Here is a 12,507-nt window from a genome sequence, read left to right on the forward strand (position 1 = left end):
TTTTTAGTAGTGTCATTAGCTAGCATATTATAGTGCTAGCAAAACGATTATTTATTATTTTCTTTTTTCTTCATGTCTTCTTCGACTTCGCGCTCAATATCTTCAATTCGCTCTGGACGCATTGTTGGGAATAGTAAAACATCCCTAATTGCAGGCGCATCAGTCAAAAGCATTACAAGACGGTCAATTCCGATTCCCAATCCACCTGTTGGTGGCATACCATATTCCATAGCACGTAAGTAATCTTCATCAATCATATCAGCTTCATCGTTTCCAGCTTCACGCTCTGCCATTTGTGCTTCAAAACGCTCACGTTGGTCATCTGGGTCGTTTAGTTCTGAAAAGGCGTTACCGTACTCTTCACCCATAATGTAAATTTCAAAACGATCAGTAAAGCGTGGATCATCAGCGTTCTTCTTAGCAAGTGGTGAAATTTCAACTGGATGACCATATACAAAGGTTGGGTCAACAATTGTTTCTTCACAGTACTTTTCAAAGAAGGCATTGATAATATGACCAACCTTCCAAAAGCTTTCAACTTTAATATCATGGTCTTCAGCAATTTTGGTTGCTTCTTCAACGCTCATCTCTTGCCAGAAATCAACACCGGTCTTTTCCTTAATTAAGTCAACCATATGTACACGACGGAATGGTTTACCTAAGTCAATTTCAGTGCCTTGGTATGTGACTTTACCGTCATCAGTAACAACATTTGCGGCAGCACGAATAATTCCTTCTGCTTCATCCATGACATCATGGAAGTCCCAATATGCGGCATAAGTTTCAAGCTCAGTAAATTCAGGGTTATGATGGGTATCAAGACCTTCGTTTCTGAAAACTCGGCCAATTTCATAAACGCGTTCCATATCACCAACAATTAAACGCTTCAGAGGTAACTCCAAAGCAATTCTCATGTAAAGGTCAATATCAAGGGCATTGTGGTGAGAAATAAATGGACGTGCTTCTGCACCACCAGGGATGTTGTGCAAAACTGGTGTTTCAACTTCCAAAAAGTCCTTGTTGTTTAAGAAGTCGCGAATTGCTTGGATAATCTTAGTCCGATTAACAAAGCGCTCATAACTTTCATGATTAGTAATTAAGTCAAGGTAACGTTGGCGATAAATTTGTTCAACATCCTTTAAACCATGATACTTATCAGGAAGTGGACGCAAGGCCTTAGATAAGAAGGTTACATGAGTTGCACGAATTGTTAATTCGCCAGTATCAGTTTTCATGACTTCGCCGTCAATTCCTAAGAAGTCACCAATATCTGATTTTTTGAAAATTTGGTAGTTTTCTTCACCAACAATATCCTTACGAACATAAATCTGGATTTTGCCAGTGCGATCATATAAGTCAGCAAAGCCAACTTTACCCTTGCCTCTTTTAGCGAGCATTCTACCAGCAACTTTGGTTTTAGGTAACTCACTGTTTAATTCGTCCTTGTCTTCTTTAGTGTACTTCTCATTTAAAGTACGAGCCAAATCTTGACGGTCGAATTTTCTCATGCCAAATGGTTCAATTCCGTTTTCACGAAGTTCTTCCATCTTTTGGCGACGAACGATTAATTGGTCATTCATTTCACTTTTAGCCAATTATTTTTCCTCCATTATCTTTCACTTTAATTTCTTGCGACCTTTTGTGCCTGTCTCTTTTCATACTCATCAACAAAATTGTCAAGTAAATCGTAGACTTCTTGTGCAGTCCAAACTTCATTTATTTTAGCACGAGTCCGTGCTGAACGGGGAATTCCTTTTAAATAATATGCAGCTTGTTGGCGAAATTCCGGCACAGCAATCTTTTCACCTTTAAGCTCAACTAAGCCTTGGAGTTGATGCTCAGCAGTTGCTACACGTTCACGAACTGTTTGAGGCGGTAATTTTTCACCTGTTTCCAAGTAATGAACCATATCTTTGACCATCCAAGGATTACCCAAAGCAGCTCGGCCAATCATGACACCAGTACATCCAATTTCATCTAGTGCCTTTTGGGCAAGCTCTGGCGTAGCAATATCACCATTAGCCAAAAACGGAATATCAAGCACTTGAGCGACATCATGAAGTGTTTCCCAGTCTGCTTCACCAGCATACATCTGCTTACGGGTTCGACCGTGCATTGCAATCATACTTGCACCAGCTTCTTGTGCAGCTAGAGCATTTTCAACTGCAAAAATATGTTTTCGATCCCAGCCAATCCGCATCTTAACTGAAACGGGCTTAGAAACATTCTGAACTACCTTATGAACCATTTGGTAGATCTTATTTGAGTCCAAAAGCCATTTTGAACCTGCATCAGTCTTAGTGATTTTAGGAACGGGGCAACCCATATTAATATCAATGATATCAGCATCAGTATGTTGATCGATATACTGCGCTCCCTCAAGAAGAGTCTCCTCTGTCCCACCAAAGATTTGAATACTCATGGGGTGCTCACGCGGATCCACTTTCATCATTGACATTGTCTTTTTATTACGATAAATAATTCCGTGATCGGAAATCATTTCGCACACAACTAAGCCTGCACCAAATTCTTTACAAATCATTCGAAATGCAGAGTTAGATACTCCAGCCATTGGAGCAACAACAACCCGATTAGGGATGGTTATTTCGCGAATTTTCCAGCTATTATCCACCTAATCATCCTTTCAAATACCTTAACATCATAACAAAAAGGGCCTAATAAGCAAAACTTCAACCTTTTTATTAAGAAAAAAATTGTAGAAATTTATTCATTAGCTCTTTGGTTCAAGAAAGAAGTCACAAGGGGCTGAACGGTTATAGTAACGCAAAAATGCTTTTTTGCTTGTATCATCCACAGAAATATTGGTTACACCAGCATTTTGCATTTCACCAATTTTGGAAATTCCTGTGCTCTCTAAAATATTTTGTACTAATGAGCGTGAAGCAGTCCCATGGAAAACTAATACTACAGATTCGTTTACGTGTTTATTTACAAGATCGTGCCAAAAGTCCATTAATCGATCAGCTAATTGACGATATGTTTCACCAGTACAATAATCACTATAGTTTTCAGTAAAATAGCCTAAATCATCAAAAGCTTGCGGATATTTTGCATGAATTTCAGCTGCAGGTTTACCATCCCAATTACCGTAGTTCATTTCCTTTAAGCGGTCATCGTAAATAATTTTATGCTTCCCTTGGTCCAATATTTCTGCAGTCTGTTTTGCACGGGTCAAAGGGCTAGCATAAACATAATCGATTCGATCAATGTCAAAACTGTCACGTAAAGCTTCAGCCTGCTTAATTCCTGTTTCGTTTAATGGCAAGTTGGTACCCGAGCCGTTAATTGCAAGGGTTTTGTTAGTATCAGTTTGACCGTGACGAACGATATACACGTTTAGCATTAGTTACACTCCTTTAATTTCATTTAATTCAACTTCTTCATTATAATCAAAAATGCTAATTACCGCACCAAAATTTAATAATACGTGTGATTAATCTACAAATCTATTTCAACTTATTTTTTGGCTAAAATCGCCTTTAACTCATCTTCAGAAAAATCGTATTTTTCACCACAAAAGTTACAAGTCAATTCAGCACCATGATCTTTTTCAATCATTTCCTTTAACTGACCATTTTTCAGAGTTGTTAAAATGTTACCGTATTTTTCTTTTGAACAGTCACATTTGAATGCAACATCATCTTTTTCCAAAATCTTGCAGTCATCGCCCAAAATCTTCTTAGCCAATTCTTCAGGAGTCATGCCGTCTAAAAATGAACTGGAGAGTGCAGGTAAATTGTTAATCCGATCAATCGTTTGATCAATTAGACTATCACTGGCACCAGGCAATGCCTGAAGCATAAAGCCGCCTGCTGCGCCAATTGTGTTGTTTGGATTAACAAAAACGGAAAGACCAACAGCAGAAGGAATTTGCTCAGACTTAGTTAAATAGTAAGCAATATCTTCAGCGATTTCACCGGAAACAATCGGAACTTGACCAGTATAAGGTTCCTTTAGTCCTAAATCTTTAGTCACTTCAAGCCAACCTTTACCAACGGCCTTTTTAACATCAATATGCCCATTTTCCTTAGGTGGCAAAGCAATATGAGGGTTTTTGACATAGCCCTTAACCGTCAAATCAGATTTGGCGGTTACAATTGTTGGTCCCACTGGACCATCACCTAATAGGCGGATCGTTAACTCTTCTTTGTCAGTTAGTTCAGCGCCTGCTAATAGAACACCAGCAATTAATGTTCTTCCCAAAACAGCAGAAGAAGCCGACCAAGTGTCATGCCTAGTTTGTGCTTCTTGAACTAAATCATGGGCATTAATTGTCAATAAACGTAAGTTTTTAGTTTTATCAATTGCTTTAATTAAATAATCGTTCATTTTAATTCTCCTAAAAAAATAGAGCCTTTAAACAGGCCCTATTAATTATTAATCTTGAGGATGATCATCAGATGAATGATCAGCTTTATCTTCTGTAGTCTGTGAAGAATTTTGTTCTTCTGAAAATTCAAGTTTCTCTGGATTTTCTGGATTACGTTTTTCAGTTTCCTGATTCTTTTGTAATGGAGATTCAGATTTTTCTTCTTCAGAAGCTTTTTCTTGTCCTTCTACACCAGTTTCATCAGAATTAGCAACTGCCTTTTGATTTTCTCTCTTTTCAGCAGCAGCCTTAGCTTCTTCATAAGTAGAAGCCTTAGATTCACTTGGGTATTCTTCAACTGTCTTTTCAGGCATTTTACCAGTAGTGTAAAGCGACATAATCTGCTTTTCATCTAGAGTTTCATACTTAAGCAATGCTTCCGCAATAATACGGTGCTTTTCACGGTTATTCTTAACGATTTCAACTGCTTGTTCATGGGCCTCGTCAAGAATTTGCTTGACAGCTTCATCAATTTTGGCAGAAGTTGCTTCACTATATGGTTTAAAGCCGTAAGGATTAGTTTCGCCCTCTTTTTCGAGTTCAACCATTCCTAGCGAATCAGTCATACCGTAGTTGACAACCATACTATGAGCAATTTGTGTTGCTTGTTCAAAGTCGTTGGAAGCACCAGTTGATTGGTCACCAACCACAACTTCTTCACCAGCACGTCCACCCATTAAGCCGACGATTTGCTCCATTAATTGCTTCTTAGTTAGTAAGAACTGATCATCCTTAGGTAGCATTAAGTTATATCCACCTGTACGACCGTGAGGAACAATTGTAACCTTACGAACTGTCCGTGAATCACTTAGAACCAAACCACAAATCGAGTGTCCTGCCTCATGGAAGGCAACTCTTTGACGCTCTTTCTTTGAGATCATGCTGTCACGCTTAGCTGGTCCAGCAATTACTCGATCTTCTGCTTCATCTAAGTCATTAGCAGTAATTTCATTGCCATTACGACGAGCAGCCAATAACGCAGCTTCGTTTAGCAAGTTAGCTAAATCAGCACCAACGAAACCTGGAGTTTGACGAGCAATTTCCTTTAAGTCAACGTCATCTGCCAATGGCATGTTCTTGGCATGTACACGCAGGATAGCTTCACGACCACGAACGTCTGGCGAACCAACTAGAACTTTACGGTCAAAACGACCAGGACGAAGCAAAGCTGGATCCAAAACATCAGAACGGTTAGTTGCGGCAATGACGATAACACCTTCGTTACCTTCAAACCCATCCATTTCAACTAACAACTGGTTCAAAGTTTGTTCACGTTCATCGTTACCGCCACCACTGGCATTTCCGCCACGACGACGACCAATGGCATCAATTTCATCAATGAAAATGATACTTGGTGCGTTCTTCTTAGCATTAGTGAACAAATCACGTACACGACTGGCACCAACACCGACGAACATTTCAACGAAGTCAGATCCCGAGATTGAGAAGAATGGTACGTTGGCTTCACCAGCAACAGCACGAGCAAGCAAAGTCTTACCAGTTCCCGGAGGACCCTCGAGTAAAACCCCAGATGGGATTTTCGCACCTAACTTAGTGAATTTAGCTGGATTCTTTAAGAATTCAACAACTTCAACAAGTTCCTGCTTTTCTTCTTCTTCACCGGCAACGTCAGAAAAACGAACCTTATTCTTCTTTGGATCTTCTGGCTTAACGTGAGAACGACCAAAGTTCATAATACCGCCGTTACCACCACGGCCGCCACCGCCACTACTTTGACTAATCATCATCCAAAGCATGACAATAAACAGAATAGTTGGCACCAGCATTACAATGGTTGAGATCCAGTTGCCAGACTGCGATTCGCCTTGAGTGGTCATTTTCGTGCCACTCTTTTCAGCTAAGTTCTGAACATTCGACACACTCGAATCATTTTGAAGCATAGTTGTTGAGAAACGCTTCACTTTTGATCCAGAGCTACCATTAAAGAAGTCAAGACTGTTACTTGATTGGCTTTTAGTATCTTGGGCCTCTTTGTAACTGCCTGATACAGTGTAAACACCGTTGGCAGGCTGAACGTTAAAGTTCTTGACCTTACCGTCATTCAAATCTTTGACAAATTCCGAGTAGCTGATGTTCTCACTACCACCGGAATTATCGGTGCCACCAAGTGCCCAGTTGATTCCTCCTAATAATAAAAGGAAAACAACTATATAGAACAAGCCATTTGAAAACAGCCGATTCCGGTTATTTTTCATAAAAATCCTCCACAAAAGTTCCTAGAGATATACGAATAAAAGTTTAACACATATTTCAGTATCACTCTATTATTTTAAAATTTCTTATCAAATATTGCCATATAGATAAAAATGACGTTTATGTTCTACCTTTTTTTGACTTGAATAAGTATCCTCAATGAAGACCACTTCGCTATCCGCAAGAATAGCCAAGCAATATGGCCGTAGCACATTAGGAATGCCGCTTTGAGCAAACTTTTTCTTACTTTTGACGTGTTGGCCATTTTTTAGACTAAGTTTAGCACCAGGCTCAGTTGGTCCAGCATATATTCTAGCGCCTTCTGGAATGCTAATCTTAGCAATCAAGTTGCCATTAGCATTCAACTTATCAGTAATGACAAATTCCCTACTGCCAAATTTAAAATTTTGTCCTAGTTCAACTTGCTGTTTTTGCTCAATGTCTGGCAATGGTTTTTCAATCAGATAAAAATAATCTTGATAAGGCAGTAATTCAAAATTGCCTAGATTATCATTAACGCGCACATGCCAGGTTTTCCAAATAAAGTTTTGCCAATACAGTACTTTCTGCTTTTCAGTTAGAGAAGTCAGATTTTCTTTTTTTAGCCGATAGAAAAAACCGAGATATTCACTGGGCTGCTCTATCTGCTCAAAGTCACCAGTAATTAGCGATGTCATTAAGTTCATTTGCTCGCTAAAACGCCAAGCGCTGCGCTTTATTTCTGGGTTTTCAGCCTTCAAGAGAGGCACAATTTTATGTCTTATCCGATTACGTAAAGCGTCATCCTCATTATTGGTTTGATCAATCACAAAAGGAATTTGACGTTTCTCTACATAAGTTAATAGCTCTGCCTTTTCAACTGTTAGCAGTGGTCGTAACAAAATCTGGTCATTCATTTTGCTAACTGGTTGCAAACTGTTCATTTCACTTGGATTACCAGAACGGATAAATTTAAGCAAAATATTTTCCAGCAAATCATCACTGTGATGTGCCGTTAACAAATAGTCGCCAGCCTTATTCTTCATTACTTCAGTCAAAAACTGATAGCGAACTTGGCGCGCAGCTGCTTCAATTCCTTTTTGCGGTTGCAACTGTTTCGACCATTTTCCAGTAACAACTTCAATTTGCTTTATCTGACAATAATTACCAATTACTGTATCCTCGCAATTGGAATCAACACGCAATTGGTGATTAAAATGAGCCGCAATTAACTTAAAATGATATTGCGCCTTAGCTTCATTAGCCATGTCAAGGAGTGCCATTGAATCAGGTCCACCACTTGTCGCTACAACAAGTGTTTTACCCTCTAACGGCAAACTATTTGCTTTAAAGAAGTCATCAATCAGCATAATTGTTCAATTCTTGCTGCAGTTTTTTGATTTCTTGCTCAGAATCAGTGATTGTTTTGGTTAAAACAGTTAAAAACTGCTCTTTTTTTACATCAGAAAATTCATTAGTATGGTCAATTAAATTCGGATCATTTAACCGCATTCTTGAAAGACCAATTTTACCTTTAAAATTATTAATTACAACTACACGAATAGAATCACCGATCTGATAGTTAGCACGTTCACGCACCCAGTTTTCGCCAAAATCACTTTGGTGAATGAGTCCCGACGTATGCTTAGGAAGGGTAACAAAAATACCCAAATCGGTGATGTTGTTAATTGTACCTGTAACACGTTGTCCTACTTGAAATTTCATCAATTATCGTCTTTGCCCTCAGGTAAATTATAAATTGTCTCATTTGGTTTAGAATATAAAAACTTAAAGCGGACAAGTTTGGCCACGTAATCAGGATCTTTTAAGTCGTCGCGCTTAGCTGTCAAAGCACGTTTTTGCTTATCAATTTGGCTGAGCGATTTTTTCTGCGTTTGTACTTGCTCATTGATGCGCTGTGTTTGTACACGCGTAACCGTAAGTTGAATACCTAAAAGTGCAAACAAGACTAAAAAGACGGCAATAATACGATTGCGTCGAATTCGGTGTACTTCTTTTTCCCGTTTTTCTTGCTTACGCTTTAGGCGCGCAATTCGCTCTTCTGGACTAAGCGAATTATAGATACGTGGTCCTTTCATAATTTTTGTCCTCTGTAATTCTAAAATACTATTTAATTATAACAAGACCATTCATAAAAGTCATTAAATAACAAAGTTATCATTCGATTAATTCATAAAGTTCACTTGCCTCTGCTTTTTTGGTTGTCTCGCGGATGTCACAGACTTTGGCCTTAACCTCTCTTGAGCCATAACCCACTTCAATAACGTCACCGATTTTTACGTCATAACTTGACTTAACAACTTTGTCATTTACTTTAATTCGACCTTGATCTGCCATCTCCTTGGCCACGGGTCTTCTTTTAACTAATCTTGAAATTTTCAAAAATTTATCAATACGCATTTTTTACCTCGTTATCTTTGAATAATGTCACTTGCTGCTGTCATAAATGTCGTTAATTCATTAAAAAGTCGCCGATGATGGATATCCGCTGGTAAGTCTAATAAAACGACAAGGCGTTGTTGCGGTGACAGATTAATTTTAGCCTTGAACGAAACATGCTCGAGTGCCTTAAAAATGTTAGGCCCCTTCAGTTCTTTACTTGCACTATTATTAAATTCAACTTTCACCTGCTGCTTAATTTGGGTAATGTTAAGCACTTGCGCCAAATCAGCTTCAGCTTTTAGTTTTGAAATTGCCAATAGATTTTCAACAGGTTCGGGATAATCACCAAAGCGGTCAATTAATTCATCTTGAATTTGCTCAATGTCATCAGCATTAGCCGCTTTGATCTTCTTATAAAACTCAATCTTTTCTTCTTGATCCGCAATATAGCTTTCAGGAATATAGGCTTCCAATCCAAGGTCAATCTCAGCGTTACTCTTATCGACCTTTTTCTTGCCTTTACGGCTTTTAATTGCATCAGAAAGCATTTGTGAATAAAGGTCGTACCCAACACTATCGATGAAGCCGTGCTGCTGGGCGCCAAGCATATTGCCAGCCCCTCTAATCGATAAATCGCGCATAGCAATCTTAAAGCCTGATCCAAGTTCGGTGAAATCGCGGATTGCTTCTAATCGTTTTTCACCAATTTCTGTTAAGACCTTGTTTGGCTGGTATAGGAAGTAAGCATAGGCAAGCCGTGCACTTCGACCAATTCTACCGCGGAGCTGGTAAAGTTGGCTCAGGCCATAGTGATCTGCATTTTCGATAATCATTGTATTGACATTTGGCATGTCAATTCCCGTTTCAATAATTGTTGTTGTAACCAGAATATCAAACTCACGGTTTAGAAAGCGATAGAGAATATCCTCCATCATATTCTTGCTCATTCGTCCGTGGACACTAATAATTCGTGCCGTTGGTATCAAGTCCTCCAGCTCACTTACAACATCATCAATGTCGTCAATTCGATTATGCAAATAAAAGACTTGCCCACCACGTTGCATTTCACGCAAACAAGCATCTTTAACTACACTTGGAATTTGTTCCATTACATAAGTTTGAATTGGATAACGATTGGATGGCGGAGTTTCCATAACAGATAAGTCACGCACACCAACCATTGACATATGCAAGGTTCGGGGAATTGGTGTGGCCGTTAAAGTTAAGACATCAATGTTAGCCTTCAATTCCTTAAGGCGCTCTTTATGCTTAACACCAAAGCGCTGCTCTTCGTCAACAATTAACAAGCCCAAGTCTTTAAACTGGACGTCTTTGGATAGCAATCGGTGCGTACCAACTACTAAATCAATTTTACCGCTTTTCAATCCTTCTGTGATTTCCTTTGATTCTGCTGCGGTCTGGAAGCGTGACAAAACCGCATAGTTAACCGGAAAGTTTTTGAAACGGTCTTGGATTGTTTCAAAGTGCTGTTGCGCCAAAATGGTAGTTGGTACTAAAAACGCTACCTGCTTATTGTCCTGTACTGCTTTAAAAGCCGCACGCAAAGCCACCTCAGTTTTACCGAAACCAACGTCACCCACAAGTAGCCGATCCATTGGTTTGGGTTGTTCCATATCATGCTTAATTTCTTTAATTGAACGCAACTGGTCTGCCGTTTCAACGTAAGGAAACGAATCTTCAAACTCTCGTTGCAATTCATCATCCTTTGAAAAGGCAAAACCTTTTTCTGATTCTCGCTTAGCGTAAAGGTCAATCAAGTCATCAGCAATGTCCTCAACTTTAGCTGCAACCTTGCGCTTAGTTTTAGCCCATTCACTGCCACCTAGCTTATTAACATGAGGCGTTTTACCTTCCGAAGCCACATATTTTTGCACTAATTTCAATTGATCAGCTGGCACAAATAATTGATCACCGTGCTGATAGGTAATCGTAATGTAGTCGCGTTTAACACCGTTGTTTTCTAGTGTTTTGATTCCTTCGAACCGGCCAATACCGTGGTTAACGTGAACTACATAATCACCTGGTTTGAGTTCATTATAATTACGCAAACGTTGTGCATTTTCCAAAGTCTTGACACGTCGACGGTGATGGCTCATTTTATTAAACAGCTCATGCTCTGTCAGATAAACCAAGTTGTTTTTCGGTAGTGTAAAGCCGCTGGCAAAAGAATCAACAATGATTTGTGTCTGTCCTTCAACAAGATCATCTTTAGCAACAATTGGAATCGACATGCCAAATTCAATCATTGTTTGGCTGATTTGGCGTGCTCGCTTTTGATTGTCAGCTTGCAAAATAACTGTTTGCTTATTTTTTTGATACGATTCAATTTCTGTTTTTATCAAAGGCATCTGACTGAAAAATTGTTGCGGCTCACGTGTTTGCCAGTCAAATAACTGATCAAGCCGAATCCGCCCAATTGATCGTTGGAATAGTGAAAAATAAAGGTGATGATGATCATCTTTAGTCCAAACGCGATTAAAATCAGCTCTCAGCTCTTGACCAGGTAAAATTGCACCAGTTTTCAGTTCGTCGTCAATAAAACCGGCATTTTGCTGATCAACTGTTTTAACAGCTTGATCAATTAGCGGCCAGTCATCAAGCATGATTAAACCATCTGCACTTAAATATTTGAGTAAGTTACTTGGTTTCTCGAGTAAAAAATCAACCAAAAAAGCATAATTTGAGGGCAAAGTAGAACTATTTAGCTCATCCAGAGTTTGGGTAAAGTGATCCTTCACTGCTTCTTCTGGGGCAGGCGCATCCCCCATTGCCTTAGTTATTTTAGTCACAGCCCGTTGAAAGTCTGCTTCCGTAAAAACACGGTCTTGTGCAGGACCAATTGTAACATTGTCGATTACATCTTTGCTACGCTGACTGGACAAATCGAATTCTTTTATTGTGTCAATTTCATCACCAAAAAATTCTATTCTGACCGGATTTTCGCGATCCAGAGGGTAGATATCCAAAATATCCCCACGCAAAGCAAATTCACCCACTCGCGCAACCAAATTTTCACGGCGATAACCTGCTGCTACCAACCAACTTGTCAATTGGGCAAGGTCAAATTCTTTTCCCGTTTCAAAATCACGCTTTGTAGCGCTATATTGCTCTGGTCTAGATAACTTATACTGCAAGCCTTGCGGCGTGGTTACAACAATCCCCATTTGTCCAGTCAATAAAAAATTAAGCGCCTGAATTCGGCTACTTAATTCATCTGGCGAACTAACAGCAGTTTGGGTTGCAATTGTAGCATCAACTGGAAAGATTTGAACACTTCCATCAGGCATAACTGCATTTAATTCACTATACCGCTTCTGTGCCTTATTTTCGTTTTCTTCTATTAATAATAGTGGACAGTTAAGCGAAGTCACAATCTGACATAAGAGCAGACCAAAAGCACCGGCATTAGCGCCGGTGATTAATGAACTTTTGACTTTAGCTGTCTTATTAATGAAATCTGTTAGTTCTTTATCTTCTTTAATTAACTCTGTTAAGCGCAT

Annotated in this window: 10 protein-coding genes; all 10 read right to left on the reverse strand. The window is 39.2% G+C overall.

The features are described 5' to 3' along the window. Positions 1-47: 47 nt before the first annotated feature. Positions 48-1,595 carry a lysine--tRNA ligase gene (gene lysS, locus H3R25_RS04510; protein WP_122035804.1) on the reverse strand — a complete coding sequence of 516 codons (1,548 nt, stop codon included), beginning with the start codon at positions 1,593-1,595 and terminating at the stop codon, positions 48-50. 26 nt (positions 1,596-1,621) lie between these two features. Then, positions 1,622-2,632 carry a tRNA dihydrouridine synthase DusB gene (gene dusB / locus H3R25_RS04515; RefSeq protein WP_046307621.1) on the reverse strand — a complete coding sequence of 337 codons (1,011 nt, stop codon included), beginning with the start codon at positions 2,630-2,632 and terminating at the stop codon, positions 1,622-1,624. Between the two features lie 99 nt (positions 2,633-2,731). Beyond that, on the reverse strand, positions 2,732-3,364 hold the full coding sequence (locus tag H3R25_RS04520) for a histidine phosphatase family protein (RefSeq protein ID WP_187158431.1): 633 nt from the start codon (positions 3,362-3,364) through the stop codon (positions 2,732-2,734). Between the two features lie 113 nt (positions 3,365-3,477). Next, positions 3,478-4,350, reverse strand: a complete 873-nt coding sequence (gene hslO, locus H3R25_RS04525) for an Hsp33 family molecular chaperone HslO (protein ID WP_198194418.1) — start codon at positions 4,348-4,350, stop codon at positions 3,478-3,480. Positions 4,351-4,398: 48 nt separating this feature from the next. Next, positions 4,399-6,606 (reverse strand): ATP-dependent zinc metalloprotease FtsH, encoded by a 2,208-nt coding sequence (gene ftsH, locus H3R25_RS04530; protein WP_198194419.1) that lies wholly within the window; start codon positions 6,604-6,606, stop codon positions 4,399-4,401. Between the two features lie 87 nt (positions 6,607-6,693). Next, complete coding sequence (gene tilS, locus H3R25_RS04535; RefSeq protein ID WP_198194420.1) at positions 6,694-7,953, reverse strand: tRNA lysidine(34) synthetase TilS; 1,260 nt, start codon at positions 7,951-7,953, stop codon at positions 6,694-6,696. After that, the gene (locus H3R25_RS04540) at positions 7,943-8,308 is read right to left on the reverse strand and encodes a S1 RNA-binding domain-containing protein (RefSeq protein ID WP_198194421.1); all 366 of its coding nucleotides are present in this window, start codon (positions 8,306-8,308) and stop codon (positions 7,943-7,945) included. The genes tilS and H3R25_RS04540 overlap by 11 nt, the downstream gene beginning before the upstream one ends. Beyond that, a complete protein-coding gene (locus tag H3R25_RS04545) occupies positions 8,308-8,685 on the reverse strand; it encodes a septum formation initiator family protein (RefSeq protein WP_101138680.1) in 378 nt (125 codons plus the stop codon). Before H3R25_RS04545 ends, H3R25_RS04540 begins: the two co-directional genes overlap by 1 nt. Positions 8,686-8,761: 76 nt before the next feature. Next, the gene (locus tag H3R25_RS04550; RefSeq protein ID WP_122035818.1) at positions 8,762-9,004 is read right to left on the reverse strand and encodes an RNA-binding S4 domain-containing protein; all 243 of its coding nucleotides are present in this window, start codon (positions 9,002-9,004) and stop codon (positions 8,762-8,764) included. 11 nt (positions 9,005-9,015) lie between these two features. After that, on the reverse strand, positions 9,016-12,507 hold the full coding sequence (gene mfd, locus H3R25_RS04555; RefSeq protein ID WP_198194422.1) for a transcription-repair coupling factor: 3,492 nt from the start codon (positions 12,505-12,507) through the stop codon (positions 9,016-9,018).

The organism is Lactobacillus sp. M0390 (genome assembly GCF_016102085.1).
Classification (GTDB): domain Bacteria; phylum Bacillota; class Bacilli; order Lactobacillales; family Lactobacillaceae; genus Lactobacillus; species Lactobacillus apis.

Bases quoted from the DNA above. Each gene is read 5' to 3' on its own strand.
- H3R25_RS04520 (WP_187158431.1), bottom strand. From the start codon at position 3,364: ATGCTAAACGTGTATATCGTTCGTCACGGTCAAACTGATACTAACAAA.
- hslO (WP_198194418.1), bottom strand. From the start codon at position 4,350: ATGAACGATTATTTAATTAAAGCAATTGATAAAACTAAAAACTTACGT.
- ftsH (WP_198194419.1), bottom strand. From the start codon at position 6,606: ATGAAAAATAACCGGAATCGGCTGTTTTCAAATGGCTTGTTCTATATA.
- tilS (WP_198194420.1), bottom strand. From the start codon at position 7,953: ATGCTGATTGATGACTTCTTTAAAGCAAATAGTTTGCCGTTAGAGGGT.
- H3R25_RS04540 (WP_198194421.1), bottom strand. From the start codon at position 8,308: ATGAAATTTCAAGTAGGACAACGTGTTACAGGTACAATTAACAACATC.
- H3R25_RS04550 (WP_122035818.1), bottom strand. From the start codon at position 9,004: ATGCGTATTGATAAATTTTTGAAAATTTCAAGATTAGTTAAAAGAAGA.
- mfd (WP_198194422.1), bottom strand. From the start codon at position 12,507: ATGCGCTTAACAGAGTTAATTAAAGAAGATAAAGAACTAACAGATTTC.